This is a genomic window from Arsenicicoccus cauae (genome assembly GCF_009707125.1).
Lineage (GTDB): Bacteria > Actinomycetota > Actinomycetes > Actinomycetales > Dermatophilaceae > Arsenicicoccus > Arsenicicoccus cauae.
Window position 1 is genome coordinate 133,852 of the sequence record NZ_WLVL01000019.1, and the last position, 26,865, is coordinate 160,716.

The following is a 26,865-nucleotide window of genomic DNA, read 5'->3' on the forward strand; positions in this document are numbered from 1 at the left end:
CCGCTCGCGGGGAGCGTCAGTCCTCGACCCAGCCGTAGCCGCGGGCCATCGTCCCCAGCCGACCCCGCAGGTGCAGGATCTGCGAGCCCGTCAGCATCGGCTCGGCGCGCAGCAGCATCTCGGTGATCGCGTCCTCGAACTCGCGCGGCGACAGCACGTCCACCTCGCCGTCCGGGCGCTCCACCGCACGTCCGGCCGGTCGCCGCACGTCCAGGTCGTCACCGAGGGCTCGCACCTGGGACGCCTTGGGCCCCTTGGCGCCCTCCTCGGGCACGTACTCGACGATCACGCCGGGGCGCACCTGCGCGCGATCGCCCACGATGTCGTTGACGTGCAGGAACACGTCGGGTCCGTCGTCGTCGGGAGCGATGAAGCCATATCCCTTGACCGCGTCGAACGACAGCACCTCACCCTGAATCACATCCGCCATGTGACGCACCTTACCCACGTCCCCGCCGACGAACCGTCGCGACCGGCCGCATCGCGCCGGTGAACCCGCGAGCCGGTGAACCCGCTCCGAGCGGTGGTCGCGCTCAGCGTCGCCGTCCCGGCGGTCGCGGCCCCGCTAGGTTGGACCCGTGGACCTCCGGATCGCGCAGCTGGCCAACTTCGTGGGGCCCACGTCCGGCGGGATGAAGGTCGCGATCGACCAGCTCGCGCGAGGGTATGTCGACGCCGGCGCACGACGGCTCCTGATCATCCCCGGGTCCACCGACGACCGCATCCCCACCGAGCTCGGCGACGTCGTGACGGTGGCTTCCCGCGAGGTCAGCGGCGGCTATCGGATGATCCTCGACCCTCGGCCGGTGCTGCGCGCCCTCGTGGACTTCGCACCGACCTCGATCGAGATCTCCGACAAGTCCACCCTGCTGCCGGTCACGCTGGTGGCGCGCCGCCGCCGGGTCCCCACCGTCCTGCTCTCCCACGAGCGGCTGGACACGATGCTGAGCATGCGGATCGGCGTGCAACGCGGCCTGCGGCGCCCCATCCGGTTGTTCAACGGTGCGCTGTCCCGCGCGTTCGACCACGTCGTGACGACGTCGGACTTCGCCGCCGGCGAGTTCTCGGGGCTCGCGTCCCTGGCGCCTCACCGGCTGCACCAGGTGCCGCTCGGGGTGGACCTCGTGACCTTCCGCCCGCTCGACCCACCATCGCCGCCCGCCACGGACGGGACGATCCGCCTCGCCCACTCCGGTCGCCTGTCCCGCGAGAAGGACCCCCACCTCGCGGTACGCACCGCGGTCAGCCTTCACCGGCGCGGCATACCCGTGCGTCTGGACGTGTATGGCGAAGGGCCCCACCGCCACGAGCTCGAACGCCTGGCGGCCGGGGCCCCCGTCACCTTCCACGGTCACGTGGCGGGCCGCCCGGCCCTGGCCCGCCGTCTCGGGGAGGCGGACGTGGCGCTCAGCGTGTGCGCGGGCGAGACCTTCGGGCTCGCGGTGCTGGAGGCGCTGGCCTGCGGGACGCCCGTCGTCACCGCGGACCGTGGCGGGGCCCGCGAGCTGGTGGACGAGACGTCCGGCGCCTGGGGGCGACCGGATCCTGAGTCCTTGGCGGACGCCGTGCTGCAGGTCGTGGCCCGTCCGCCGACCGAGCGCCGCCGCGACGCCCGGGCCCGCGCCGAGGGCTACCCCTGGAGCCGCACCGTCGAGCGGATGCTCGGGCTGCACCGCACCCTCGCCACCGCCTCGGGTCGCCGCCACCCCTCGCGTTGAGAGGCGACAGACGGGGGTTCTGCGGCCCTCAAAGCCCCGATCTGTCGCCTCTCAACGACGGGTGCCGGTGAGGACGGCGGGGCCGGGCGCCGGGGCGGAGTCACGCTCCGACGCATCCGGCACCCCACGCGTCCGCAGGAGCAGCGGCACCGCCACCGCCAGCACCATCGCCCCCGTCAGCACGATGGCGACGGGACGCCCCTCGAGCGAGGAGTCGAGCGGGGCGCTCACCCCGCCGACCACGCTGATCGCCAGCAGGACCCGCAGCTGCCGGACCCCGAGGGGCAGGGCGGCGACGAAGGGCACCACCCACAGGGCATACCACGCATGCACCACCGGCCCCAGCAGGAGCACCGCCAGCATCGTGACGGCGACCGACCGCAGCGCCGCGGGGCGATCACCGCTGCGGGCCCGCAACGCGCAGACCACGCCGACGAGCACGGCCGCCGCCATACCGAGGGTGCGGGCCGTGGTCAGGGCCGGGGCCCAGAGCTCGGGGTGGCCGGCGTGGTTGACCACCCAGCCGACCGCGCGCCCGGCCGTCGTCGACAGCGAGAACGGCGTGAGCACCTCGCCGGGCACGGCGAGCGCGCCGACCCAGCCGACGCCGAGGCGGTAGGGCAGTCCGCAGACCAGCAGCGTGATCACGCCCAACCCACCGACCGCCAGCGCCCGCTCGACCCGACGCGGCACCGTCGCCCCCACGCCGAGGCTGACCAGGACCACGCCGACGCAGACCAGGCCGCCCGGCACCTTGACGCCCGCGGCGAGACCTCCGAGGACGCCCGCCCAGCCCCAGCTGCCGCGCCCGGCCACGACGAGGGCCGCGGCCCCCAGCCCGGCCAGCAGCACGTCGTTGTGCAGCCCGCCGACGCCGTGCGCGACCATGAGCGGGCTCGCGGTGACCAGCGCCGTGACGGTCGCAGCGTCTCGGCGGCACCACCGGGCGAGCTCCGGCAGGGCCCAGAGCAGCAGCGCCAGCCCGAGCAGGGCAGCGCAGCGCTCGAGGACGATGGCCAGCCAAGGGTCGCGCGTCAGGGTGGTGGCCGTCGCGCCCCACACCAGAGGCACGGGCCCATAGGGCGTGGGCGTGTCCATCCACCGGGGGTCCACACGCTCGCTCCAGGGCCCCGAGAGGGTCACCGGGGCATAGCTGTATGGCGACAGCAGCCGCCTCGTCAGCTCACCCTGAGCGACATAGCTGAAGCCATCCCGGCTGAACAACGGCGGCGCGATCAGCAGCGGCAGCGTCCACGACCAGGTGGCGCGGCGCACGAGGGCCAGGGCGCCCGGAGGCCGGGGGACGCAGGCGCGCAGCAGCGAGAGCCAGGCCCAGGACACCAGGGCCAGACCGAGGACGGCCAGCACGAGACCGACACCGTGGCCTGGCATCGTGGCGCCCCACTGGGTCAGCGGGGCGGCGAGGGTCGCGCCGACCGATGCCGGCAGCGGCGTGATGACGAAGCCCCCGACGAGGACCAGGAGTGCGCCGACGACGCCTCGGGTGATCACCCTGCTGACGCTAGGCAGGCCGCTCGCTCACCCGTTGAACGCCGTATGACGCCCCGACGAACCCCTGGCGGCGACTGGTCATCTCCCGCCGTCAGCGCAGCGGGCCGGTCACCTGCTCGACCGCGGCCAGCAGGCGACCGGACGCGACCGCGTCGTGGGCGAGCGCGATGTCGGGCGCGAGGAACCGGTCCCTCCCCGGGCCCTCCCACCCGGCGTCGCGGAGCACCTGGATGGCGGCCCCCGTCGCCGGGGCTGGCTCGAGCGGCGAGCGCAGCTCGATCCCGCGGGCTGCCGTCAGCACCTCGATGGCCAGCACCCGCGTGAGGGCGTCGACGGAGCGGCGCAGCTTGCGGGCGGCCGACCACCCCATCGAGACGTGGTCCTCCTGCATCGCGCTGGACGGGATCGAGTCGACGGAGGCAGGGACGGCGAGGCGCTTCATCTCCGAGACGATGGCGGCCTGGGTGTACTGCGCGATCATGTGGCCGCTGTCCACGCCGGGGTCGTCGGCGAGGAAGGGGTTGAGCCCGTGCGACCGCGCCTTGTCGAGGAAGCGGTCCGTCCGGCGCTCGCTCATCGAGGCCACGTCGGCGGCCACGATCGCGAGGAAGTCCAGGACATAGGCCACGGGCGCGCCGTGGAAGTTGCCGTTGGACTCCACCCGACCGTCGAGCGTGACGACGGGGTTGTCGACGGCGGCGGCGAGCTCGCGCGTGGCGACGAGGGTGGCGTGCGCGACGGTGTCCCGCGCCCCGCCGGCGACCTGCGGAGCGCACCGCAGGGAGTAGGCGTCCTGCACCCGGGTGCACGCCTCGGTGCGGTGGCTCTCACGGATCGGGCTGTCCGCCAGGACGGTTCGCAGGTTGTAGGCCGAATCCCCCTGTCCCGGGTGGGGCCTCAGCTCGTGCAGGTCGGCGGCGAAGACGTTGTCCGTGCCCAGCAGGCCCTCGACGCTCATGGCGGCGCTGATGTCCGCGACCGTCAGCAGGGCCCGCAGGTCGGTGATGGCGAGGACGAGCATGCCGAGCATCCCGTCCGTGCCGTTGATCAGGGCCAGGCCTTCCTTCTCCTCCAACGTGATCGGCGTGAGGCCGGCCTCGCGGAGGGCGTCGCCCGCGTCGGCCAGGTCGCCGGACGGCAGCCGCACCGGGCCCTCCCCCATCAGCGCCAGTGCGCAGTGGGCGAGCGGCGCGAGATCGCCTGAGCACCCGAGGGATCCGTACTCGTGCACCACCGGAGTGATGCCCGCGTTGAGGAGGTCGACATACGCCTGGGCGGTCGAGACCTTCACGCCGGTGCGGCCGGTGGCGAGGGTGGACAGGCGCAGCAGCATCAGGGCCCGCACGACCTCGCGCTCCACCTCCGGGCCGGAACCGGCGGCGTGCGAGCGCACGAGCGAGCGCTGCAGCTGGGCGCGCAGCTCGGTGGGGATGTGGCGGGTGGCGAGCGCTCCGAAGCCCGTCGAGACGCCGTAGTGCGGGATGGTGTCGCCCGCCAACCCCTCGACCACCGTTCGGCTGCGGGCGATCTCGTCGACCGAGTCCTGCGTCAGGGCGACCGGCGCGTCGTGCCGCGCCACGGCGACGACGTCGTCGAAGGACAGCGGCCCGCGGCCGACCTGGACAGGGGTGCGCTCAGCAGTCATGCCGCTCATTGTGCGAGCCCCCGCGCGTGGGCCGGCACCCCTCGGCGCCCCAGTTATGTCCCGGATCCGAGACATGCCGACGGGGGCGCGACGGGGCAGCCTCGCCGGGGCGGGCGGTTCGGCATACGGTCGGAGCAGACAGACCCTGCCGTATGACGAAAGGCCCGACGCCATGACCACCACCGCCCCCGCGCCGGTCACGCGCTACTACCAGCTCGTCGACGCCGGCGACGTCGAGGGCCTGGTCGCTCTCTTCACCGAGGACGCGACCTATGAGCGGCCCGGCTACGAGCCGATGCGCGGGCACGCGGGGCTCACGGCGTTCTACTCCGGTGAGCGGATCATCGAGTCCGGGGCGCACACCCTCACGCACGCGGTCGTCGACGGCGACGACGTGGCGGTGCAGGGGCGGTTCGAGGGCACGGCGCGCGACGGACGTGCCCTGGAGCTGCGGTTCGCCGACTTCTTCCGCCTCGACGGGGACCGGATCGCGTTCCGCACCACCTACTTCTATGCCCCGCTCGCCTGAGCCGATGCCACTGCGGGTCGCCGTCGTCGGCACCGGACGGGTCGCGACCGCCCTCGCGCACGGGATCGCCGGTCTGCGTGGGCAGCCGTGCGCGGCAGAGGATCTCGACGTAGAGCTGATCGGCGTCGCGGGTCGGGACGAGGCCGCCGCCCATGACCTGGCGGCGGCCTGCCGGACGTCGGCGCTCCCGTTGGCGGTGGCGACCGCCGGGGCCGATCTCGTGGTCCTCGCGGTCAGCGACGACGCTATCCCCGCCGTGGCGGCACGGCTCGCTGGCGCGGGCGCGCCAGTCCGGGCAGGCGGCGCGGCCGTCCACGTGTCGGGCGCCACGGGCCGGGACGCGCTCACGCCGCTGGCCGCCGTGGGATGGGCGACGGGGTGCTGGCACCCGCTGCAGGCCTTTGCGACCCGCCGGTCCCGCATCGACCCCGGCAGCCTGTGGACCGTCACCGCCGACCCCGCCCTCACCCGCACGGTGACCGCGCTGACGGCGAGGCTGGGCGGTCAGGCCCACCCCCTCGCCGACGACCACCGGGCGGTCTATCACGCGGCCGCCACCCTGGCCGTGACCAGCGCGGTCGCCGGGATCGCGCAGGCGCAGGCGCTGCTGTCGCGCTGCGGCCTCGGCGACGCCCCGACCGTGCCCGCCCTCGCCCGGCTGGTCGCCGGGTCGCTCGCCGGGGTCGCGGAGGTCGGGCCGGCCCAGGGGCTCACGGGTCCGCTCGTGCGCGGCGACCTCGGCACCGTCCGGCGGCATGCGGCGGCCCTCGCCGAGCAACCGCCTGCGCGAGACCTCTACGCCGCGAGCGGGCGGGCCGTCATACCCCTGCTCGCGGAGCGCGGCCTGGCTCCGGAGGTCACCGCGGCGCTGGCGGGGGCGCTGGACGGGCCGCCGGGCACGTGACGGTGACCACTGTCCGTGCTCGGGCGGAGCAGATCAACAGCCTCGTCGCCTAGCCTTGGTGGGCTCCACCCGCCCACCCCGAGGACAGTCCCGTGCAGCTCAAGACCATGGTCAGCGGCAAGATCCACCGCGCTCGCGTGACCGCCGCCGACCTCCACTACGTCGGCAGCATCACCATCGACGAGGACCTGCTGGACGCCGCCGGCATCGATGCCTACGAGCGCGTGCAGGTCGTCGACATCGACAACGGCGCCCGGCTCGAGACCTACACGATCCCCGGCGCCCGTGGCTCCGGCGAGATCCAGCTCAACGGCGCCGCCGCGCGACTCGTGCAGCCAGGCGACCTGGTCATCGTCATGGCCTACGTGCAGGTCAGCGTCCCCGTGCCCGCCGACTGGCACCCCAAGGTGGTGCTCGTCGACCCCACCGACAACTCGATCGCCCGGGTCATCACTGAGCGCGACGACCCCCAGGCTCTGCGGGGCGCCAGCCTGCAGGTCGACCTCGACGCCGAGCACCAGGGCTGATGTCCGTCCACCGCGGCGAGCGACGCCTCACCGTCCAGGACCTGCTGCGGCAGCACGCTGCCGGGGAGCGCCTGCCGATGGTGACCTGCTACGACTACACGTCGGCGCGGATCGTGGACCGCACGTCGATCCCCATGGTGCTCGTCGGCGACTCGCTCGGCATGGTCGTGCACGGCCACGACTCCACCCTGCCGGTGATGCTGGACGACATGGTGCGGCACACGCAGATGGTGGTCCGCGGGTGTGACCGTCCGTTGGTGGTGAGCGACCTGCCCTTCCTGACGTATGCCGACGACGCGACCGCCCTCCACTCCGCCGGACGTCTCATGGCCGAAGGCGGTTGCGGCAGCGTCAAGCTCGAGGGCGGCCGGGCCGTGGCGCCGGTCGTGCGCCGGCTCGTCGAGACCGGGATCCCGGTCATGGGCCACCTCGGCCTGACGCCGCAGTCGGTGCACCAGCTCGGGCTGCGGGTGCAGGGCAAGGACGCGGCGCGGGCCGCCGAGCTCGTGCGAGATGCGCTGGCGCTGCAGGACGCCGGCGCCTGGGCGGTCGTCCTCGAGCTCGTCCCCGCACCGCTGGCCGCCGCGATCACCGAGCGGCTCGACATCCCCACGATCGGGATCGGGGCCGGGCCGGGATGCGACGGCGAGGTGCAGGTGTGGCACGACGTGCTCGGGCTGTACGACGAGCACGTGCCACGCCACACGCGGCGCTACGCGACACTCGCGGACACGGCGGCCGAGGCGCTCGAGCGGCTCGCGACCGACGTGCGGTCTCGCGAGTTCCCAACGGCCGCACAGTCGTCCACGATGCCCGACGACGTCCTCGCCGAGGCCCTGCGCCGGGCGGGCGATCTCGCCTGACGGCGGGCGCCCGGCGTACGACCGGTCCCACGACCACCACAGGACAAGGAGATCCGATGCGCGTCGTCACCACCCGCGACGAGCTCACCGCTGCTCGTGCCGAGCTCGGGACCGTCGGGTTCGTCCCGACCATGGGCTACCTGCACGACGGCCACCTGTCGCTCGTGCGAGCAGCCACGAGCGCCAACGACTCCGTGGTGGTCTCGATCTTCGTCAACCCCACGCAGTTCGGGCCGGGCGAGGACCTCGACAACTATCCGCGCGACCTCGACCGCGACCTCGCGCTGCTCGAGGCCGAGGGCGTCGACCTCGTCTGGACGCCCGCTGTCGAGGACGTCTATCCCGCAGGCTCGTCCACGCGTGTCAGCGTCGGCGGCGTCACCGACGTCCTCGAAGGCGCCCGCCGCCCAGGGCACTTCGACGGGGTCGCGACCGTGTGCACCATCCTGTTCGGCGCGGTGCGGCCGACGCGGGCCTACTTCGGGCAGAAGGACGCCCAGCAGACCGTCGTCATCCGCCGCCTCGTCCGCGACCTCGCGCTCGGGCTGGAGGTCTGCGTCGAGCCGATCCGCCGCGAGCCCGACGGCCTGGCCATGAGCTCGCGCAACACCTACCTCAGCCCGGCCGAGCGCGCCGTCGCCCCCGTCCTGCACCGCGCCCTCGTCGCCGCCGAGGAGTCGTATGCCGCCGGCCACCGCCTCGCCTCGGAGCTGCTCAGCGCCGCCCACGCCGTCCTGGCCACCGAGCCGACCGCGCAGGTGGAGTACGTCAGCGTCGCCGACCCGGACACCCTGGCCGAGCTGGACGACGTCGACCCCGCACGCGGCGCGCTCCTGTCGTTGGCCGCCCGCCTCGGCCGGACCCGCCTCATCGACAACCTCGTCCTGCCGCGGTCCGTCTAGGAGCTGTGGACGGTCCGCGCCACGACCTCGGCGACACGCGTCAGGATGGGGGCATGCCCCGCAGCGCCTCCCCCGCCGTGAGCCAGGCGGTCGCGATCCTGCGCCACCTCTCGCGGCACCCCGAGCCCGTGCCCGCCGCCGCCGTGGCGCGCGACCTCGGGCTGCCGCGCTCCACGGCATACAAGCTGTTGTCCCTCCTGGCCGACGAGGGACTGGTGACACACCTCCCCGAGGAGCGTCGCTACGGGCTCGGGGTCGGGGTGTTCGAGCTGGGCAGCGCCTACCCCCGGCAGGCCGGGCTGGCGCGGGTGTCCCGCCCGGTGCTCGCGCGGCTCGTGGACGAGACGACCCACAACGTGCACCTGGCGGTGCTGCACGGCCGCGACGTGCTCTACGTCCTCGAGGAGCGCGCACCCGGCCGTCCCATGCTGGTCACCGACGTCGGGGTGCGCCTCCCCTCCCAGCTCACCGCGAGCGGCCTCGCCATGCTCGCCGCCCTGCCCGCCGCCCAGGTGCGCGCGCTCTTCCCCGACCGGGATGCGTTCGTGACGCGACGGGGCACCGGGCCGAGGTCGCTGACGGCCCTGCGCTCGGAGCTCGCCGCCGTGCGGACGCGAGGCTTCGCGCTCGAGGACGGCACCGTCACCGAGGGCCTCGCCAGCGTGGCGGCGGCAGTGGTGGACCACGGCGGGCACCCGGTAGCATCCGTCGCGATCACCTATCCACGACACGTGGAGGCATCCGTCCAGCCCCTCGCGGACGCCGCACGACGAGCTGCGCAGGAGCTCACCCGCCGCCTCGGCGGACATCGCAAGGAGCATCCATGACCAGCCTCCACCCCACCCCCGACGTGACCGCCGTCATCCTGTGCGGAGGCACGTCCGTGCGGATGGGCGGTCGCGACAAGACGTCCGAGCAGCTCGGGGAGACGACCGTCCTCGGCCGGATCCTGGACGACCTCCCCGACGACTGGGCCATCATCTGCGTCGGCACCGAGCGCCCGACCACGCGCCCCGTCACCTGGACGCGCGAGGACCCGCCGCTCGGTGGCCCCGCCGCCGGCATCGCCACCGGCGCGGCCCTGTCGCAGTCCCCCGTGACCGTGGTCCTGGCCGGCGACCAGCCGTTCGCCGGGGATGCCGCCCCCCACGTCGTGGAGGCCCTCACCGCCGCCCGGGCGGGCGTCCAGGCCGTGGCGGTGGTGGACGAGTCCGGATCGCTGCAGCCCTTGCTCGCCGCCTACCTCACCGGTCCGCTGCACCAGACCTTCCCCCCCGGCACCCGCGACGTGTCCGTGCACCGCACCGCCGCGAGCCTGCGCATGGAGGGCATCCCCACCCCCTCCCCGCGAGCGCTGCTGGACGTCGACACCCCCGTCGACCTGTTCGAGGCCCGCGTCATCCACCTCGGCTGACGGCGACCCCGCACCGTCATACGGTGGAGGCATGAAGGCCATCACCCTGCCGTCGTTCGGCGGCCCCGAGGTCCTGACCGTCTCCGAGATCCCCACCCCGGGGATCAACGCCGACGAGGTCCTCGTCCGCGTCGTCGCCGCCGGCGTCAACCGCGCCGACCTGCTGCAGCGCCAGGGCAACTATGCGCCGCCGCCCGGCGAGTCCGAGATCCCCGGGCTCGAGGTCAGCGGCATCGTCGTGCAGGTCGGCAGCCGGGTCGAGGGGTGGAGCGAGGGTGACGAGGTCTGCGCCCTCCTCGCCGGAGGCGGGTATGCCGAGCACGTCGCCGTCCCCGCGGGCCAGCTGCTCCCCGTGCCCGACGGCATCAGCCTCGTCGACGCAGCCGCGCTCCCTGAGGTGACCTGCACGGTCTGGTCCAACCTCGTCATGACCGCCGGGCTGCAGCGCGGCGACACCCTGCTCGTGCACGGCGGCTCCAGCGGCATCGGCACGACGGCGATCCAGATCGCCCACCGCCTCGGCGTGCGCGTCGCCGTCACCGCCGGCTCGGCCGCCAAGCTCGAGCGCTGCCGCGAGCTCGGCGCCTCGATCCTGATCGACTACAAGGAGCAGGACTTCGTGAAGGAGCTGCGCGCAGGCACCGACGGGCACGGCGCCGACGTGATCCTCGACAACATGGGCGCGAAGTACCTCCCCCGCAACGTCGCCGCCCTGGCCACCGGCGGCCGCCTCGTCATCATCGGCATGCAGGGCGGCGTCAAGGGCGAGCTCGACATCGCGACCCTGCTGCGCAAGCGCGGCACCGTCGTCGCCACCTCCCTGCGCGCCCGGCCCCGCGCCGAGAAGGCCGCCATCGTGGCCGAGGTCCGCGAGCACGTGTGGCCGTTGGTCGAGGCCGGCGAGCTGGCGCCCGTGATCCACGGTCGCTTCCCGGCCCGCGAGGTGGCGCGTGCCCACGAGGAGCTCGACCGTGGCACTCACATCGGCAAGGTGCTCCTGACGATCTGATGCTGGCGGCGGGTCGGCATACTCCGTCGCCGAGATCGTCGCCGGACGGCATACGGCCGTATGCCGCTCCGCCGCCGCCACGCCCAACGGCGCGAGGCGACGGCGGTGCGGCCGGACGAAGCCCGGCTAATGCCCCTACCGGGGGCGGGATCATCGACCTGGCGAACGAAGCCCGGTCGATGCCTTTACCGGGGGCCGAGTCATCGACCTGGCGAACGAAGGCCGGTCGATGCCCTTACCCCCGGCAGGATCATCGACCTGGCGAACGAAGGCCGGTCGATGCCCTTACCCCCGGTAGGTCAGAGCTGGGGGGAGAGGAAGGCCGACAGGGCGCCGGCATACATCGCCGGATCCTCGGCGCCCATCAGCTCGCGCGCCGAGTGCATCGACAGCATCGGCGCCCCGAAGTCGATGGTGGAGACGCCGAGCTGGGCCGAGGTCATGGGCCCGATGGTCGAGCCGCACGGCATGTCCCCCCGCGCCCCGAACTCCTGCATCGGCACCCCCGCCTGGTCGCACGCCAGCCGGAACCACCCGGCTGACACGGCGTCCGTGGCGTAACGGCCCTTGACGTTGACCTTGAGCACCGGTCCGCCGTTGAGGGCGACCTGGTGGTTGGGCTCGTGCTTCTCGGGATAGTTGGGGTGCGTGGCGTGGGCCATGTCGCCAGACGCGACGACCGTCGAGGCGAGCGCCCGCTGGTAGTCGTCGCGGTCACCGCCGAGCGACCGGGTGATGCGCTCCATGATCTGCGGCAGCATCGAGGAGAAGCCGCCGCGGTCGGTCATCGACCCGATCTCCTCGTGGTCGAAGAGCACCAGCACCTGCACGAACGGGGTCGAGGGCCCGTCGCCGTCCACCGCGTCGACGAACGCCCGCGTGCCGCAGTAGCTCGTGCCGAGGTTGTCCAGGCGCGGGGCCGCGAGCAGCGAGCCGTCGTGCCCGAGCAGGGTCGAGGGGGTGAGGTCGTGCGTCATCAGGTCCCAGGCGAGGACGTCGTCCACGTTGCAGCCGACCTCGCGGGACAGGAACTCGCGCATGGAGGGGGCGCTTCCGCCATACCCCCAGACGGGGACGAGGTGGGTCTGCGGGTTGAGGGTGAGCCCGTCGTTGACCCCGCGGTCGAGGTGCACCGCGAGCTGCGGGATGCGCAGGGTGGGGGTGTCGACGAGCACCAGGTGCGTCTCGACGCCCGCCCGTCCGCGCACGGACACCCGGCCGGACAGCCCCAGGTCGCGATCGAGCCAGGAGTTGAGCAGGGGGCCGCCATACACCTCGCAGACGAGCTGGTCCCAGCCGTGTCGGTGCAGGTCGGGGTTGGGGCGGATGCGCAGGTTGGGCGAGTCGGTGTGCGCCCCCACGACGCGGAACGGCGTGGTCGCCCCGTCGGCGTGCTCGGTGGACCAGGCGGCCAGGGACCCGGCACGGATGGTGTAGAAGCGCCCGGCCTGCTGCGGCCAGGCGTCGCCCTCGGTCAGCTCGATGAACCCGGCGGCGTCGAGCAGGGCGCCGGCCGACTGCACCGCGTGGAAGGAGGACGGGGACGAGTCGACGAACTGGCACAGACCGCGGGCCTCGACCTCGGGGTCGAACGAGTGGCTCATGCGGCCAGTATGCCGTCAGCCCTGGCCCCTCCCGACGTGGAGCTCGAGCGGCGGTCACGGCGGGAGGAGTCGATGCGGCACCTCAAGTGGGCGGCGGAGCTGGCGGTCTCGGACGACGAGCGCAAGGCCCAGCTGGGCTACCAGGAGCTGGTGGCGCTCTGGGACTCGTCCCTGCTCACGGACACCGAGAAGTCCTTCATCACGGCCGCGATGGCGGCGATCGTGCGCGACACGACGTCCAAGGTCGAGGACGCCGAGGAACGGGGCGAGGGAGTCGTCGTGGTGCTGCGACCTCCGCAAGAGGGCTCGACCCCGCAGGCCCCGCAGACTGACCACCCCGGCACCCCGTGACGACCTCGGCGGCGGGGACTACCCTGATGAGTGGAGGAGGCGCCATGACGGAGTACATCGCAGTGACGCGCACCCAGCGCGACGCAGCCCGCTGGATGGCCGAGCGAGCCAAGGCCCAGGGTCAGCCAGTGCCGTCCTCGACCCGGCTCATCGCCGAGGCCGAGCCCTCGTCGCGACCGACGCGGGGCGCGCGCTCGGCGACCAGCGGCACCACGTCGGCGATCGAGTCGACGACCCGCGTCGGGCGGTAGGGGAACAGCTCGACCTGGTGCGGGCGGGTAGACCCGGTCTGCACGAGGATCGTGCGCAGCCCCGCCTCGAGCCCGGACACGACGTCGGTGTCCATGCGGTCGCCGATCATCACGGTGTGCTCGGAGTGCGCCTCGATCCGGTTGAGGGCGGTGCGCATCATCAGCGGGTTGGGCTTGCCGACGTAGTACGGCTTGCGCCCGGTTGCAGCCGTGATCAGCGCGGCCACCGACCCCGTGGCGGGCAGCGTGCCCTCCACCGACGGGCCGCTCACGTCGGGGTTCGTCGCGATGAAGCGCGCGCCGCTCTCCACCAGCCGGATCGCCCGCGTGATCGCCTCGAAGGAGTAGGTCCGCGTCTCCCCCAGCACCACGTAGTCGGGGTCCCGCTGGGTCATCGTGTAGCCCGCCTCGTAGAGCGCGGTCGTCAGCCCCGCCTCCCCGATGACGTAGGCCGAGCCGCCCGGCCGCTGCTCGGCCAGGAAGCTCGCGGTCGCCAGGGCCGACGTCCAGATGCACTCCTCGGGGACGTCGATGCCGCTGGCCAGCAGCCGCGCCCGCAGGTCGCGGGGCGTGTAGATCGAGTTGTTGGTCAGCACCTGGAAGCGCAGCCCGCGCTCCTGCAGCGCGCCGAGGAACTCGGCGGCGCCGGGGATCGCGTGCTCCTCGTGGACCAGCACCCCGTCCATGTCGGTGAGCCAGGACTCGATGTGGGCGTGGGTCGTCATGCGGCCAGTATGGCGACCCACCGCCAGACCGTCGTCCCGCTCGCGCCGGGTGACGCGAGGACGACGCGGAAGGAGCGGAGGCTGCCGCCGGGCCGGGCCGTGGCGGGCCTGGCGGGAGGCCGAGCTTGCGAGGCCGGATGGTAGGCCCGGCCCGGCGGCAGCGTAGCGACGACAGGTGACGTCATACGGCTCAGATCGCGACGCGCTCCGCCTCGGCGAGCTTGTCGGCGATGACCTCGGCGATCGCCAGCGACGCGGTGGCCGCGGGCGAGGGCGCGTTGAGCACGTGCAGGACGCGCGGGTGCTCGTGCAGGAAGTCGAAGTCCTCCACCAGCGTGCCGTCCGGGCGCATCGCCTGGGCGCGGACCCCGGCGCCGGCGCGGACGACGTCCTCGACCTGCACCTCCGGCATCATCTTCTGCGTCGCCTTGACGAAGGCCTCCTTGGAGAAGGACCGCTGGACCTCGCCGATGGAGTACTTCCAGTACTTCTGCGCGAGCCGCCAGATCCCCGGGAAGGCCGCGAGCTGCACCATGTCGCGCGGGTTGATCTGGGTCCACGAGTAACCCTCGCGGGCCAGCGCGATGACGGCGTTGGGGCCGAGGTGGACGTGCCCGTCGATGCCCTTGGTGGCGTGCACCCCGAGGAAGGGGAAGCGCGGGTCGGGCACCGGGTAGATCAGCGCGTTGCACAGGTAGGACTTCTCGGGCGTGAGCTCGTAGTACTCACCGCGGAAGCCGACGATGCGGGTCTCGGGACGGGCGCCCATGGCCTTGGCGACGAGGTCCGCGTTGAGGCCGCCGCAGGTCACGACCTGCTTGGCGACGATCGGGCCCTGGGTGGTCTCGACGGTGACGTCGTTCAGGCCCGGCCGCCCCGACACGAGCGCGGTGCCGGTGCGGATCTCGCCGCCGGCGGCGCGGATGTCGTCGGCGTAGCTCTGGCAGACGACCTTGTAGTCGACGACGCCGGTGACCTTGACCTGCAGCGCGGCGACGCCCTCGGCGTGCGGCTCGACCTCGCGGAACTCCTCGCGGCTCATCCACTGCGTCGGCACGTTGTTGGCCTGGCAACGCCGCTGGATCTCCTTCATCTTGTCCACCTCGTCGGCGTTGGTCGCCACGACGAGCTTACCGTCGATCCGGTGCGGGATCCCCTTGTCCTGCAGGTACTCCACCAGGCGCACGCGCCCGTCGAAGCACAGCCGCGCCTTGTAGGACCCCGGCGTGTAGTAGACCCCCGCGTGGATCACGCCGGAGTTGTTGCCGGTCTGGTGCCGCGCGATGTCGTCTTCCTTGTCGATGACCACCACGTGGGCACCGGGCTTGCGCAGCTGCAGGGCACGGGCCGTCGCGAGCCCCACGATGCCCCCACCGACGACGAGGACGTCAGCCTCGGTCTTCATGAATTCCCCTTTCGACGCCTCTAGTCTGGCCCGGTGAGCCCCGCGACGAGGACCGAGTCCCCAGAGTCGTCCCGAGGTGTCCGCTTTGCCCGCCTGAGTCGGCGGCCCTGGCCACGCTGGGTCACGGTGGCATGCCGGAGCGTGGTCACCTTGGTGGGTCTCCTCGCCCTGACCCTCGCGTCGGGCCTCGTCGGGATCGCGGTCACCAGCGTCTGGCCGACCCAGGTCGGCACGCAGTCGTATGCCGCCACGGTCCGCCTCTCTGCGGAGCCCGACCAGCTGTCGACCCTGCACGCGCCGACCCTCTTCGGCGACCTGGACCTGCGCTTCGACGGCGTGCTGCCGGCTCCCGGCGTCAGCGCGGTGGCCCGGGTCCAGGACCGCATCACCTCCGTCCTCGCCACCCGTGACCTGTCGGTGTCCGCGCTCAAGCCCACGCCCGCCGAGATCGACGACGCCGTCAGCACCACCATCACCCAGGTGGGCGGCAAGTTCGCCGGCGGCGCGCTGCTCACCTGCCTCCTCGTGGCGTTCGCCATGCGGCACTGGCGCTCGCGGGACGATCCGTTGCGGCCGTGGCGGCGGGCGGTCGCCATACCGGCCCTGTCCCTCCTGCTCGCACTGACCGGCACCGCCGGTGCCGCCTGGTCGACCTTCCGCCCGGACCGGCTGGAGTCCGTCGGTGCCGACGGGCTGCTCGGCTACGTGCGTTCCAACACCGCGATCCTCGCCGGCGTCGAGGCGCGGTCGGCGCAGGCCCAGCCCTATGTCAAGAACATGCTGGCGCTCTCGGCCGCGCTGCAGGACAAGTTCGTGCCCGCGGAGCTGGCCACCCCCGCCTCGGTGAAGCTCCTCCTCGTCTCCGACATCCACGGCGCCAACGCCTATCGCCTGATGAAGCAGATCGTCGAGACCGAGGGCATCACCGCCGTCGTCGACACCGGCGACCTGATCAACTTCGGGCGCGTGCAGGAGGCCGAGGCGGCCGGGCTGTTCACCGGCATCGCGTCGCTCGGTGTGCCCTACCTCTTTGTGAGGGGCAACCACGACGCGAGCTCCCCCACCGACGACGCGCTGGTCGAGCGGATGACGCAGGTCCCGGGCGTCGTCGTGCTCGAGCCGCGCCGCCACACCTACACCCTCGCGACCGTCGGCGGGCTGCGGATCGGCGGCTTCAACGACCCGCGATGGTTCGGCGACACCGGTGGCGGGCCAGCGACGCAGGTGCCCGCGGCCGAGGCCTTCGCCGAGGCGATGCGCGAGCTGCGCGCGGGGCGGGCGACCACCGCCCAGGAGTCCTCGACGCGAGGAGCGACAGCATCCCCGAGCGGGGGCACGCCGGTGCCGACGACCTCGGTCGCCGCCGGCAGCGCCGCGTCGGTCCCGTCGGCCGAGGCGGTGGCCCCCTCGGCGTCTGCGGCGGCTGCCGCCGATGCCGAGCGGGGTCTGGACGTCCTCGTCACCCACGAGCCCGCGGCGGCGGAGGCCTCGGGCGACGCCGGGATCCGGCTGCACGGCCACATGCACTCGACCGCCTTGCAGGGCAACCGGGTCCAGATCGGGACCTTCACCGGCGGCGGCGTCGTGTCGCACTACGTCGAGGGCGGCGACGGGGGTGAGCTGGCGGGTCAGCCCTATGCCTTCGACGTGCTGAGCTTCGGCGGGGACTGCCGCCTGCAGACGCTGACGCGCTACAGCTACCGCGACCTGCTCGAGGGCCGGCCGGTCTATGACGACGTGCGCGCGATCAACGGCCGCGCGATCCAGTCACCTCTCCCCTCGCCAGGGCGCGTATGCCGGGCCGACGCCCCCGTCACGCTGCAGGACGTCAGGGCGACCACCCCGCAGAGCTCGGCGACGCCCACCCCGTAGGCGCGCACGGTCACCTGCTGCTCGTCGTGAGCCCTTCGAGCAAGGGGTCCAGCCGCAGCGTCGAGCCTCGGGCGAACCGCTCCGACACCGCGCGCAGACGGTCGCCCTCGCCATCCCCTCCCAGGACGCGGACCCCCGCGATCCCGGCCACGTGGTTCCCGCGCCCCGGACCCCACCACGTGACAAAGGTGCGGGCTCGACGCACGTTCGCCACACCCAGGACCCCGCCACGTGACAAAAGTGCGGGCTCGAGGCACGTCCGCCACGCCCAGGGCCCCGCCACGTGACAAAAGTGCGGGCTCGACGCACCGAGCGCGCGGGTCAGGGCGTCGGCACCACCCAGCGCTGCTGGTAGGGCTCGAGCGTGAACTCCCACCACAGGTCGTCGCCGGTGATCGCGTCGCGCAGCCCCGACAGCGGCCCGAACCGGTCGAAGCCGTGCAGCGACAGGTGCTGGGGGGCCGCCGTGAGGTTGGCGAGCGCCAGCACGTGCCCCCGCGGGCCGGTCCGCAGCAGCGCGAACACCGCGTCGTTGCCGAGCGAGAGCGGCTCGGTCGAGGTCTGGGCGTGCAGCTGCGGCAGCGCCTGGCGCGCCCGGACGAGCCGCTGCAGCCCGCCGAAGACCCGCCCCTCCACGGTCGCCGGGTCGTGCCGCCGCTCGGCCGCGACCCAGTCCATCGGCGGCCGATGGATCCACCGGTTGTCCTCGGCGAGAGCGGGATCCGCGAGGTAGGAGTGGTCGTTGAGCAGCCCGATCTCGTCGCCCATGTAGATCAGGGGGACGCCGCCGAGGACCAGCACGAGCCCCTGCATCAGCAGGATGCGTCGTATGGCGAGATCGACCGCCGTCTCGTCGCCCTCCGCCTGGGCTCGCTCCAGCCCGCACAACGACGCGAGCGTGCCCGAGATCCGGCGGTCGCGGGTGACCGGGTTCTCCTGAAAGACCTCGCCCACCGCCCACGAGCCGGGGTGCGCGCCGGAGTAGAAGTCGGACAGGAAGGACCGGTGCCAGAAGCCGTCGAGACCCACGGCGGCGGCGTTGTCGTCGGTGACCGCCCACCCGATGTCGTCGTGCAGGCGGGCGTAGGTCAGCCAGGCCACGCTCGGCGGGATCTGGGGCATGGCCCGCAGCGTGTGCGTGAGCAGCCGGGCGTCGCCCTCGGCGAGGGCCGACCACAGGGCGACCATGTAGACGTTGTGGTAGGCGAGCTCGCACTCCTTGGCCGTGGCGGCGCCCTGGCCGAGGTACGGGACGAGGTCCTCCGGCGACACGATGGCCTCGGCGAGGAGGATGACGCCGGGCATGGCGAGCCGCGTGAGCGCTCGGAAGGCCTGCAGGATCAGGTGCGCCTCGGGCTGGTTCTGGCAGGTCGTGCCGAGCCGCTTCCACAGGAACGCCACCGCGTCCAGGCGGACGACCTCGACGCCCGCGTTGCCGAGGTAGCAGATGACGTCGAGCATCTCCTCGAGCACGCGGGGGTTCGCGTAGTTCAGGTCCCACTGGTAGTCGTTGAAGGTCGTCCAGACCCACTGCCGGATCTCGGGGACCCAGGTGAAGTTGCCGGGCGCGAAGTCGGGGAAGACCTCGGGCAGCGAGGCCTCCCACCGGTCCGGCTGCTCGCGGTCGGGGTAGAAGAGGTAGTAGTCGCGGTAGGCCAGGTCCTCGGGCGTCGTGCCGGTCACGGCGCGCCGCGCCCACTCGTGCTCGCGCGCGGTGTGGTTGCAGACCAGGTCCACGACGAGCGAGACGCCGCGCCCCCGCAGGGTGGTGGCGAGCGCACGGAGCTCGTCCATCGAGCCGAGACGGGGGTCGGTCGCGCGGTAGTCGCGGACGGCATACCCCCCGTCGTTGGCACCCTCCCGGGGCTCGAGCACCGGCATCAGGTGCAGGTAGCCGACCCCGAGCTCGGCGAGGTAGTCCAGCCGGCCGGGCAGGGTCGCGAAGGACCCGCTGAACCGGTCGGTGTAGCAGACGTAGCCGACGAGCTCGGAGCGCTGGAACCAGTCGGGCTGGGACAGGCGGCGCTCGTCGAGCACGCGCAGCTCCTGCGAGCGCGTGGCGTAGGCGCGGGCGGCCACGGTCACGAGCCGCTCGAGCACCTGGCCGAGGTCGTGCCCGTGGCCGTCCTCGCCGTACAGCTCGGCGACGGGTCGGCGCACATCCGCCCACAACGCCTCCAGGCGCACGTCGTAGATCTGTTGCTCGAGGGGGCTCAGGTCGAGCCACTCGGGCAGGTCGTGGTGGGCGCGGGGGATGGCTGGCACGTGAACTCCGGGTGGCGGACGGTCGAGCAGGGGACCAAGGGGCATCGTTCCACGTGGAGGCGGGTGGCGCACCAGGGGTCCGGGTCGGGGATGATGGGCGCGTGAGTGCGACGGAGCATCGTGAGATCGAGCGCAAGTACGACGTCGAGGCGGGGGCAGCGCTGCCCTCGCTCGTCACCCTGCCGGGCGTGGACCAGGTCGAGCTGCGGCCACCGGTCGAGCTCGACGCGATCTATCTCGACACCGACGACCTGGCGCTAGCGCGGGCCCGCATCACGCTGCGCCGCCGCACCGGGGGCGGCGACGAGGGCTGGCACCTCAAGCTGCCGGCGCGCAAGGACGTGCGCCGCGAGCTGCACGCCCCGCTCGGCGAGACGGACCTGTCCCTCCTCGAGGTCCCCGCCGAGCTGCTCCCCCACGTCCTGGCCCACACCCGGGGACGAGCCCTCACCCCGGTCGTGCGGCTCACCAACCAGCGGGTGACCACCGAGCTGTATGCCGGGGACGAGGCGCGGACCCTCCTGGCCGAGGTGTGCTCCGACACCGTCACCGCCACGCCCCTGCGCCCCGGCGTCGACCCGTCCGCCTGGAGCGAGTGGGAGGTCGAGCTCGTCGACGGGCCCGTGCCGCTGCTCGACGCGGTGGAGCGCGTCCTGCTGGCCGCCGGCGCCCGACCCGCCGCAGGCCCCTCCAAGCTGGCCCGCGCCCTCGGCCCCCTCGCCCCGCCGCCGCCGGCCGTGCACACCGTCCCCAAGAAGCCCACCGCCGGCCAGGTCATGATGGCGGCCCTGCAGACCACCGTCGAGCGGCTCAAGGCCGAGGACGCTGGTGCCCGCACCGGCGCGCCTGACGCCGTCCACCAGATGCGGGTCGCGACCAGGCGGCTGCGCACGCTGCTGTCGACATACGGCCCCCTGCTCGACGACGAGCTGACCACCCACCTGCGCACCGAGCTCAAGGTGCTGGCCGACACCCTCGGCGGCGCCCGCGACGCCGAGGTGCTGCGCGAACGGCTGCTCGCCCTCGTCGAGAAGCAGCCGTCCCAGGCGGTGCTCGGCCCGGTCGCCGACCGTATCGACACCGAGCTCGGCAAGGACTACGACCGGGCCATGACCCGGCTGCGGCGAGGGCTGGAGCACGAGCGCTACTACGCCCTGCTCGACGCCCTGGACAGGCTCGTCATGACGCCCCCGACCACGCCCCTCGCCGACGACCCGGCCCGCCTGGTCGTGCCCCGGCTGCTCGGTCGCGACTGGCGCCGGATGCGACGCGCCGTCCGTCAGGCCTCGGCGATCGACGATCCGGCCCGCGCCGAGACCGCGCTGCACGAGGTGCGCAAGGCCGCCAAGCGGCTGCGCTACGCCGCGGAGTCGAGCACCGTCGTGCTCGGGCTGCGCGGCAAGCAGCTCGGCAAGTCCAGCGAGAACCTCGCCGAGGTGCTCGGCGAGCACCAGGACAGCGCGATCACCCAGGAGGCGCTGCGCGACCTCGGCCTGCGCGCCCAGCGTCACGGCGAGAACGCCTTCACGTACGGCCGCCTGCAGGGCATCGAGGAGGCGCTGCAGGGCGAGCTCGCGTCCAAGGACTACCGCAAGGCGGTCGGCAAGGTCGCCAAGCGCCGCCTCAAGGGCTGGAAGCAGGTCTAGCGGCCGTGCTGACCGCGATCCCGGCGGCCCTGCTCGTCGGGGCGCTGGCCGGGTTGCTGATCGGTGTCGTCATGGGCGCCCTCGGGGGCGGCGGCGCGGTGCTGCTCGTGCCCGCCCTCGTCCTCGGCCTCGGGATCGACGCGGTCCCGGCCACCACGATGTGCCTGGTCGTCGTGGGTCTCGCCTCGCTCGTGTCGGCCTGGTCCTCCGGTCGCCGGGGGCTCGTCGATGCCCGTATGGCGGGGGCCTTCGTCCTGTGCGGCGTGCTCGGCTCGGCCCTCGGGACCCGGCTGTCCCACCTGGTCGACGAGGAACTGCTGCTCGCGATGTTCGGCGGGCTGCTGCTCGTCATCGCCGTGCTGATGGTGCGGCGGGGGCGGGACGCGGGCGCCTCCGACCCAGGGGTTCCGGTGCACCGGGGGCAGCCCGACGTGCCGGTCGACGGTCTGGCCGGCGGCGCGGCCGGGTCGCACCGGGTGGCTCACCGCACCCGGTGGGGCCCGCTCGTGGGCGCCGCGACCGGGGTGAGCCTGCTGACCGGGTTCTTCGGCGTCGGAGGGGGGTTCGCGATCGTGCCGGCGCTGACGCTGCTGCGCGTGCCGATGCGCGTGGCGGTGGGCACGTCCCTGCTCGTCATCGCCGGCAACTGCCTCACGTCGCTGGTGTGGCGGTGGCCCACCCTGGCGCGGCTGGACTGGCCGCTGACCACCGCGCTGACGGTCTCGATGGTCGTGGGCGGCCTGATCGGCGCTCGGGTCGGTCGCCACGTGCCCCCACCCCGGCTGCAGCTGGCGTTCGGCATACTCCTCGTGGTCGTCGCCGCCGTGACGCTGCTGCAGACCCTGCGCGGCTGACCCGGGGCCGGTGGTCGGCGCGGAGCGGCTGGGTGGTAGGACTGGAGGCACCAGCCTCAGGAGGAGCCGCCATGTCCGAGCACCGCCGCACCGTCACCGTCCACGCGCCCGCCGACGTGACCTTCGGGTACCTGCGGGACCCGCGGCACCTGCCGGACTTCATGCCGCGGATGCGTCGCGTGGAGCCGCACGACGACGGCACCGTGACGGTCACCGCCGTCGTGACCCCCGACGGCACGCGCGAGCTGGAGGTGCAGGGCACCGCCTGGCTCGAGGTCGACCAGGAGGCGCGGGCGATGCGCTGGGGGTCGGAGCGGCACAGCTACCGTGGGTCGCTGACCGTCGGGGGCGACGTCGGGGGCGACGTCGAGCGCGCCACGGAGTCGACGGTCGAGATCAGCCTCAGCACCGAGCACGGCGACCCCGCCACCATCGACGCCGGCCTGGACCGGGCGCTCGAGGCGATCGCCGCGCGCATCGAGGCGCTCGCCTGAGGTCCGCCGCGCGGCGGCGGGTGGTCTCGGGCCGGCTCGGCTACTCGGGGTAGCCCTCGAGCGGCAGCTGGCCCGCGGCGGCCCGGGCCTGCTCCTCGCGTTCCTCCTCGGTGGGCGGCAGGGGCAGGTGCACCGCCCGCAAAGTCGCATTGGCGAAGGCCACGATCGGCACGGCGAACAAGGCCCCGGCCACGCCCGCCACCGACGTGCCGGCCAGCACGGCCAGGGCCACCCCGAGCGGGTGCACCTCGACGTTGCGGCTCATGATCAGCGGCTGCAAGAGGTGGGCCTCCAGCTGCACGAGGACGACGATCGTGATGGCGACGACCAGGGCTGCCGCAGGGCCGTGCTCGATGAGGCTGACCATGATGCAGAAGATCCCGGTCACCGTCATGCCGATCAGCGGGATGAACGACCCGACGAAGATCAGGACCGACAGGGCCAGGGCCAACGGCACGTCGAGGACGTGCAGGACGACGTAGATCGTGGTCGCGTGCAGCGTCGCGATGATGGTCACGCCCCGCATGTAGCCGCCGAGGGTGTGCCAGCCGACCCGGCCCACCTGGTCGATGCGGCGGCGCGAACCCATCGGCAGCAGCCCGAGCACCCAGCGCCAGATGACCTCGCCGTCGCGGAGGAGAAAGAAGGTGCTGAGCAGGAGCAGCAGACCGCCCGCGATGACATGCGACAGGGTCGAGAGCGTGGTGATCGCGCCGGTGACGAGGGTGCCCTGGTTCTTGGAGATGGTGTCCGAGAGCTCCTGGAAGTACTTCGCGACCTGGGAGTCGCTCAGGTGCAACGGACCCTCTCGCAGCCAGCGGCTCGCGTCGTCGAGGAAGTGCGTGAACTGCTCCGACATACGAGGCGCGTTGGCCGAGATCTGCAGGGCGACGAAGGTGCCGATCGCCCCGATCACCGCGATGCCGAGCAGCAGCGCGAGGAACGCCGCCAGGGAGTGCGGCACGTGGCCCCCGCGGTGCAGCCGCCGCTGGACGGGGCCGAGCACCGCCGTGAGCAGCAGCGCGACGACGAACGGGATCGTGACGATGGGGACGGCCGCCAACGCCTGGGCCACGAGGTAGACGGCGGCCACGATGAGCAGCAGGCGCCAGCTCCAGGCCGCCGCCACCCGCACCCCGCGAGGGACCGGGTCGGACTCGGGCCGGGTGGGCTCGGGCATGGTGACGTGCACGGTCGTGGGCACCGGTGTGGTCTGCGGGGACGACATGGTGCTCCCCCACTGCGAAGGGGGCGGCGCGTCCAGCCGCGCCCGGACGGTGCGCGTGACGGAGCCCACCGCTCCCCTCAGCCGACTGCCCCCGACGGTGGCGCGGCCGGGCCGTGGCCCGCGGTCGGCTGCGGCTCCGCCGCCAGCGTCGCGCGGCTGCGCGTCGTCGTGCTCCATGTGTGTCCTCTCGTCCCCCGCCTGGCGTTCCGCCAGCCATTGTGCCCGGCCCAGCCTGGGAGCCCCCTGCCGGACCTACCGGGGGCCGGATCATCGGCCTGGCGAACGAAGCCCGGTCGATGCCCCTACCCCCGGCGGGATCATCGACCTGGCGAACGAAGCCCGGTCGATGCCCTTACCCCCGGCGGGATCATCGACTTGGCGAACGAAGCCCGGTCGATGCCCTTACCCCCGGTAGGGCTAGAAGCGGGCGGCCCGGCGCAGCGGCTTGGGCCGGCCGTCCGGGTCGTGCAGCACCTCGTAGACCACGCGCGCCCACGCCTGGGTGAGCCGCGACTGCTCCACCGGGGGGATGCTGCGCAGCCGTCCGGGAGGCCGCTCTCCGACGCGCCCGCCGTCGTGCCAGTCGTCGAGGCGGCGGGCGCAGTCGGCATACGCGGCGAACATCCCCTCGGCGGTGAGGCAGTCCGCCATCACGCGGGCGATCTCGGCGTCCGTGGCACCCGGCGGCAGCTCCCGGCCCAGGTGCTCCGCCGCGAGCCGCAGCCGCAGTCGGCGGGCATAGGCGTTGTGGTCCTCCCCCTCGTCGTCCCAGACCACCGCCGACAGCTCGGAGTCGTGGGTCCATGAGCGCCGGTTGAAGTTGTCGGACCCGATCGTGGCCCAACGGTCGTCCATCACGCAGACCTTGGCGTGGACGTACACCGGTGTGCCGGCGAGGTTCTCGATCCCATAGAGCGCGAACCGGTCGCCGCCGGCCTCCTCGATCAGCCGCACCGCCTGGTCGCGGCCGTAGAGCTGCGGCGTCCGGGACAGTGGGCTGCTCTGGTCGGGCACCTGCGGCAGGACCGCGATGACGTGCAGGTCGGGGCTCGTCTGCAGCGTCTCGATGAACTGCTCGGCGACGTCCTTGGACCAGAGGTACTGGTCCTCGATGTAGATCAGGTGCTCCGCGCGCTCCAGCGCCTTGGAGTAGCCCCGCGCCACGCTCCGCTCGCCGCCGCGGGCGTACGGGTAGTCCCTGCCGTGCCGCAGGTTGGGATAGGTCCGCAACAGCTGCACGTGGTGGGTCGCGCCGGGGATCGCGGGCGGCGGGGGCGTCTGGTCCGGCAGCGGGTCCGGGTCGGTGTCGTCGCCGCGCAGCTTGTCGGCCAGCTTGCGGATCGGGCTGCGGGACAACGGGGTCGGGTCGTTCCACCGCTCGCGAAAGACCGTCTCGACGTCGTGGACCGCGGGTCCCTCCAGACGCACCTGCACGTCGTGCCAGGGCGGGCTGTCACCGAACTCATCGGCCATGTCCTGCGCCTGGGGGTCCCCGTGGTGGTCGTCGTCGTCGCGCCGCGAGTGGCACAGGTCGATGCCGCCGACATAGGCGACGTCGCGGCCAGGGTCGTCGCGGTGCCGGATGACGATGAACTTCTGGTGGTGGCTGCCGCCGGTGCGCACCCGCATGTCGAGCAACACCTCGGCCCCGGCGCTCTGCAGCTGCTCGCCGAACCGTCTGTTCTCGGCGCCGGAGAACGCGAGCCTGTCCCAGTGCGAGCGCCACACGAGTCCCCGTACGTCCACCCCGCGTCGGGCCGCACGCGCCAGCACCGCGACGATCGCGGAGTTGGGGTCGTCGGCGACGAGGCGTTCGTCGGGGTCGCCGCGCCAGTCGGTGAACCACAGCAGGTCCCCGGGCCCGGTCGCCTCGATCCGTGGGTAGAGGTCCGCGAAGTAGGTCCGCCCGTGGATCAACGGCGTCGCCACGTTGCCGTCGCTCCAGGCCTGGTCACCGGGGTGCCGGTCGTCGATCGTGGTCCGCGGGTTGGCGCGCTCGGACCGGGTGATCAACCATTCACGGATCGACATGGTCCCCATCCTGGCGCGTATGACGCCCTGCGGGCCACCAACGGCCGGATCCTCACCGCGTCCGCATCACCCCGCCGCGATCAGGGCCACCGCCACCGCGCAGGCGACCAGGCCCGCGACCTGGTCGCGCGAGGCACGCTCGCCGAGCAGCCCCATCGCGAGGAGCACCGTGAACGCCGGGTAGAGGGACGCGACCACGGGGACGACCGTCAGCTGCCCGCCGCCGGCGTTGCCGGCCAGGAAGTAGGTGAGCGACCCGAGGCACCCCGTCACCCCGACGACCCACGCGGGCAGCGCCTCCCGCACCGACCCTGCCGGGCGCTTCCGCGCCACGATCGCCCACATCGCCACCAGCGAGGCCAGCTGGCAGACGGCGACGGGCCAGGACCCGGATCCCGGCCCGGCCTGCGCCAGCGCGATGAAGAACACCGCGAAGCCCACCCCGGCCAGCAGCCCGTCGCGCACCCCGGCCCGTCCGGCGGTGGCCGGCGCGGTCGGCGTACGGCCCTGGTCCGGCCGGTCCGGCTCGACGAGGTGGGTCTCGCCGGGAGCCGAGCCCGGATCGCTCTCGCCGGCGGCGACCGCCCACACGGCGGGCAGGGCGAGCAGGATCCCGATGCCGGCCAGCAGGCTGGGTCGCTCGCCGAGGGCGACGCCGAGGACGACCGGGAGCCCGGCCGCGCACACGGCCGACAGCGGACCCGCGACGTGCATCGACCCGGAGGCCAGGCCGCGCGTCAGCATGAGGGTGCCGGAGCAGTGCCCGGTGGCGGCGACGGCGCCCCAGAGGAGGGCGTCGTGCGTGAGCGGTTGGCGCTGGGCGAGGGCGACCAGGGTGAGCCCGGCGGCGGAGAAGGTCTGCGCCACCGCGCCCACGATCAGGAAGTGCCGGCGTCGCGACTGCACCCCGGACAGGAAGTCGGAGACGCCGTAGAGCACGGCCGACGCGAGGGCGAGGGGGATGGCGAGCACCCCCCGAACCTACCGTCAGGATGCTCCTATGGATGTCAAGCGGCGGTAGCGAGGTGTCCGGGCTCGATGCGCTCCCGGGTGAGGACGTAGTAGATCTCGCGGGCGATGAGTCGTTTGAGGCAGCGGATGATGTCTTTCTTCGAG

The 26,865-nt window shown here is 73.2% G+C and carries 24 protein-coding genes; 14 read left to right on the forward strand and 10 right to left on the reverse strand.

Annotation, left to right across the window (positions count from 1 at the left end):
* Nucleotides 1-16: 16 nt before the first annotated feature.
* Nucleotides 17-430: a cold-shock protein gene (locus GGG17_RS05490; RefSeq protein WP_154592757.1), complete on the reverse strand. Its 414-nt coding sequence runs from the start codon at nt 428-430 to the stop codon at nt 17-19.
* A gap of 148 nt (nt 431-578) precedes the next feature.
* On the opposite strand from GGG17_RS05490, the gene GGG17_RS05495 reads away from it, so the two are divergent.
* Complete coding sequence (locus GGG17_RS05495; protein WP_311966447.1) at nt 579-1,718, forward strand: glycosyltransferase; 1,140 nt, start codon at nt 579-581, stop codon at nt 1,716-1,718.
* A 51-nt stretch (nt 1,719-1,769) separates the two neighbouring features.
* Here the strand turns inward: GGG17_RS05495 and mptB are convergent, their stop codons facing one another.
* Both mptB and hutH read right to left on the reverse strand, forming a co-directional pair.
* The gene (gene mptB, locus GGG17_RS05500; protein WP_154592758.1) at nt 1,770-3,230 is read right to left on the reverse strand and encodes a polyprenol phosphomannose-dependent alpha 1,6 mannosyltransferase MptB; all 1,461 of its coding nucleotides are present in this window, start codon (nt 3,228-3,230) and stop codon (nt 1,770-1,772) included.
* Between the two features lie 91 nt (nt 3,231-3,321).
* Nucleotides 3,322-4,884: a histidine ammonia-lyase gene (hutH, locus tag GGG17_RS05505; RefSeq protein WP_154592759.1), complete on the reverse strand. Its 1,563-nt coding sequence runs from the start codon at nt 4,882-4,884 to the stop codon at nt 3,322-3,324.
* 163 nt (nt 4,885-5,047) lie between these two features.
* Between hutH and GGG17_RS05510 the strand changes: the two genes are divergently transcribed.
* From GGG17_RS05510 to GGG17_RS05545, 8 genes are all read left to right on the forward strand, one after another.
* Nucleotides 5,048-5,404, forward strand: a complete 357-nt coding sequence (locus GGG17_RS05510) for a nuclear transport factor 2 family protein (protein WP_154592760.1) — start codon at nt 5,048-5,050, stop codon at nt 5,402-5,404.
* A 4-nt stretch (nt 5,405-5,408) separates the two neighbouring features.
* Nucleotides 5,409-6,308, forward strand: a complete 900-nt coding sequence (locus GGG17_RS05515; protein WP_195849123.1) for a Rossmann-like and DUF2520 domain-containing protein — start codon at nt 5,409-5,411, stop codon at nt 6,306-6,308.
* A 107-nt stretch (nt 6,309-6,415) separates the two neighbouring features.
* Nucleotides 6,416-6,835, forward strand: a complete 420-nt coding sequence (gene panD / locus GGG17_RS05520; RefSeq protein WP_154592793.1) for an aspartate 1-decarboxylase — start codon at nt 6,416-6,418, stop codon at nt 6,833-6,835.
* Nucleotides 6,835-7,698: a 3-methyl-2-oxobutanoate hydroxymethyltransferase gene (gene panB, locus GGG17_RS05525; protein ID WP_154592762.1), complete on the forward strand. Its 864-nt coding sequence runs from the start codon at nt 6,835-6,837 to the stop codon at nt 7,696-7,698. The genes panD and panB overlap by 1 nt, the downstream gene beginning before the upstream one ends.
* Nucleotides 7,699-7,754: 56 nt before the next feature.
* Nucleotides 7,755-8,600 carry a pantoate--beta-alanine ligase gene (gene panC / locus GGG17_RS05530; RefSeq protein ID WP_154592763.1) on the forward strand — a complete coding sequence of 282 codons (846 nt, stop codon included), beginning with the start codon at nt 7,755-7,757 and terminating at the stop codon, nt 8,598-8,600.
* A gap of 53 nt (nt 8,601-8,653) precedes the next feature.
* Nucleotides 8,654-9,427, forward strand: a complete 774-nt coding sequence (locus GGG17_RS05535; protein WP_154592764.1) for an IclR family transcriptional regulator — start codon at nt 8,654-8,656, stop codon at nt 9,425-9,427.
* A complete protein-coding gene (gene mobA / locus GGG17_RS05540; protein WP_154592765.1) occupies nt 9,424-10,014 on the forward strand; it encodes a molybdenum cofactor guanylyltransferase in 591 nt (196 codons plus the stop codon). The genes GGG17_RS05535 and mobA overlap by 4 nt, the downstream gene beginning before the upstream one ends.
* 31 nt (nt 10,015-10,045) lie before the next feature.
* On the forward strand, nt 10,046-11,023 hold the full coding sequence (locus tag GGG17_RS05545) for an NAD(P)H-quinone oxidoreductase (protein WP_154592766.1): 978 nt from the start codon (nt 10,046-10,048) through the stop codon (nt 11,021-11,023).
* Nucleotides 11,024-11,322: 299 nt separating this feature from the next.
* Here the strand turns inward: GGG17_RS05545 and GGG17_RS05550 are convergent, their stop codons facing one another.
* Entirely contained in the window at nt 11,323-12,627 is a 1,305-nt protein-coding gene (locus GGG17_RS05550; RefSeq protein ID WP_154592767.1) for a M18 family aminopeptidase, read from the reverse strand.
* A gap of 9 nt (nt 12,628-12,636) precedes the next feature.
* On the opposite strand from GGG17_RS05550, the gene GGG17_RS05555 reads away from it, so the two are divergent.
* Nucleotides 12,637-12,978, forward strand: coding sequence for a hypothetical protein (locus GGG17_RS05555; RefSeq protein WP_154592768.1), 342 nt, complete (start codon nt 12,637-12,639; stop codon nt 12,976-12,978).
* A gap of 121 nt (nt 12,979-13,099) precedes the next feature.
* On the opposite strand, the gene GGG17_RS05560 is transcribed toward GGG17_RS05555, so the two are convergent.
* Together GGG17_RS05560 and lhgD are read right to left on the reverse strand one after the other, a co-directional pair.
* Nucleotides 13,100-13,954: an HAD-IIA family hydrolase gene (locus GGG17_RS05560; protein WP_154592769.1), complete on the reverse strand. Its 855-nt coding sequence runs from the start codon at nt 13,952-13,954 to the stop codon at nt 13,100-13,102.
* Nucleotides 13,955-14,144: 190 nt separating this feature from the next.
* Nucleotides 14,145-15,359 carry an L-2-hydroxyglutarate dehydrogenase gene (gene lhgD / locus GGG17_RS05565; RefSeq protein WP_154592770.1) on the reverse strand — a complete coding sequence of 405 codons (1,215 nt, stop codon included), beginning with the start codon at nt 15,357-15,359 and terminating at the stop codon, nt 14,145-14,147.
* Between the two features lie 141 nt (nt 15,360-15,500).
* On the opposite strand from lhgD, the gene GGG17_RS05570 reads away from it, so the two are divergent.
* Nucleotides 15,501-17,231 (forward strand): metallophosphoesterase family protein, encoded by a 1,731-nt coding sequence (locus GGG17_RS05570; RefSeq protein WP_154592771.1) that lies wholly within the window; start codon nt 15,501-15,503, stop codon nt 17,229-17,231.
* Nucleotides 17,232-17,552: 321 nt separating this feature from the next.
* On the opposite strand, the gene GGG17_RS05575 is transcribed toward GGG17_RS05570, so the two are convergent.
* Nucleotides 17,553-19,496: an amylosucrase gene (locus GGG17_RS05575; protein ID WP_311966448.1), complete on the reverse strand. Its 1,944-nt coding sequence runs from the start codon at nt 19,494-19,496 to the stop codon at nt 17,553-17,555.
* 101 nt (nt 19,497-19,597) lie between these two features.
* Here GGG17_RS05575 and GGG17_RS05580 point away from each other — a divergent pair, with 101 nt between their 5' ends.
* From GGG17_RS05580 to GGG17_RS05590, 3 genes are all read left to right on the forward strand, one after another.
* A complete protein-coding gene (locus GGG17_RS05580) occupies nt 19,598-21,142 on the forward strand; it encodes a CYTH and CHAD domain-containing protein (protein ID WP_154592773.1) in 1,545 nt (514 codons plus the stop codon).
* Nucleotides 21,143-21,147: 5 nt separating this feature from the next.
* Nucleotides 21,148-21,996: a sulfite exporter TauE/SafE family protein gene (locus GGG17_RS05585; protein ID WP_154592774.1), complete on the forward strand. Its 849-nt coding sequence runs from the start codon at nt 21,148-21,150 to the stop codon at nt 21,994-21,996.
* 71 nt (nt 21,997-22,067) lie between these two features.
* Nucleotides 22,068-22,490: an SRPBCC family protein gene (locus GGG17_RS05590; protein ID WP_154592775.1), complete on the forward strand. Its 423-nt coding sequence runs from the start codon at nt 22,068-22,070 to the stop codon at nt 22,488-22,490.
* A 40-nt stretch (nt 22,491-22,530) separates the two neighbouring features.
* On the opposite strand, the gene GGG17_RS05595 is transcribed toward GGG17_RS05590, so the two are convergent.
* The 3 genes from GGG17_RS05595 to GGG17_RS05605 all read right to left on the reverse strand — a co-directional run bounded on the left by GGG17_RS05595 (nt 22,531) and on the right by GGG17_RS05605 (nt 26,721).
* The gene (locus GGG17_RS05595; protein WP_195849124.1) at nt 22,531-23,718 is read right to left on the reverse strand and encodes an AI-2E family transporter; all 1,188 of its coding nucleotides are present in this window, start codon (nt 23,716-23,718) and stop codon (nt 22,531-22,533) included.
* Nucleotides 23,719-24,135: 417 nt separating this feature from the next.
* Nucleotides 24,136-25,749, reverse strand: coding sequence for a phospholipase D family protein (locus GGG17_RS05600; RefSeq protein ID WP_154592777.1), 1,614 nt, complete (start codon nt 25,747-25,749; stop codon nt 24,136-24,138).
* 66 nt (nt 25,750-25,815) lie between these two features.
* A complete protein-coding gene (locus GGG17_RS05605; protein WP_154592778.1) occupies nt 25,816-26,721 on the reverse strand; it encodes a DMT family transporter in 906 nt (301 codons plus the stop codon).
* Nucleotides 26,722-26,865: the final 144 nt, after the last annotated feature.

Coding starts and splice junctions, on each gene's coding strand:
- GGG17_RS05490 (WP_154592757.1), bottom strand. CDS start 430: ATGGCGGATGTGATTCAGGGTGAGGTGCTGTCGTTCGACGCGGTCAAG.
- hutH (WP_154592759.1), bottom strand. CDS start 4,884: ATGAGCGGCATGACTGCTGAGCGCACCCCTGTCCAGGTCGGCCGCGGG.
- GGG17_RS05510 (WP_154592760.1), top strand. CDS start 5,048: ATGACCACCACCGCCCCCGCGCCGGTCACGCGCTACTACCAGCTCGTC.
- GGG17_RS05515 (WP_195849123.1), top strand. CDS start 5,409: ATGCCACTGCGGGTCGCCGTCGTCGGCACCGGACGGGTCGCGACCGCC.
- panD (WP_154592793.1), top strand. CDS start 6,416: ATGGTCAGCGGCAAGATCCACCGCGCTCGCGTGACCGCCGCCGACCTC.
- panB (WP_154592762.1), top strand. CDS start 6,835: ATGTCCGTCCACCGCGGCGAGCGACGCCTCACCGTCCAGGACCTGCTG.
- panC (WP_154592763.1), top strand. CDS start 7,755: ATGCGCGTCGTCACCACCCGCGACGAGCTCACCGCTGCTCGTGCCGAG.
- GGG17_RS05535 (WP_154592764.1), top strand. CDS start 8,654: ATGCCCCGCAGCGCCTCCCCCGCCGTGAGCCAGGCGGTCGCGATCCTG.
- mobA (WP_154592765.1), top strand. CDS start 9,424: ATGACCAGCCTCCACCCCACCCCCGACGTGACCGCCGTCATCCTGTGC.
- GGG17_RS05545 (WP_154592766.1), top strand. CDS start 10,046: ATGAAGGCCATCACCCTGCCGTCGTTCGGCGGCCCCGAGGTCCTGACC.
- GGG17_RS05550 (WP_154592767.1), bottom strand. CDS start 12,627: ATGAGCCACTCGTTCGACCCCGAGGTCGAGGCCCGCGGTCTGTGCCAG.
- GGG17_RS05555 (WP_154592768.1), top strand. CDS start 12,637: ATGCCGTCAGCCCTGGCCCCTCCCGACGTGGAGCTCGAGCGGCGGTCA.
- GGG17_RS05560 (WP_154592769.1), bottom strand. CDS start 13,954: ATGACGACCCACGCCCACATCGAGTCCTGGCTCACCGACATGGACGGG.
- lhgD (WP_154592770.1), bottom strand. CDS start 15,359: ATGAAGACCGAGGCTGACGTCCTCGTCGTCGGTGGGGGCATCGTGGGG.
- GGG17_RS05590 (WP_154592775.1), top strand. CDS start 22,068: ATGTCCGAGCACCGCCGCACCGTCACCGTCCACGCGCCCGCCGACGTG.
- GGG17_RS05595 (WP_195849124.1), bottom strand. CDS start 23,718: ATGTCGTCCCCGCAGACCACACCGGTGCCCACGACCGTGCACGTCACC.
- GGG17_RS05600 (WP_154592777.1), bottom strand. CDS start 25,749: ATGTCGATCCGTGAATGGTTGATCACCCGGTCCGAGCGCGCCAACCCG.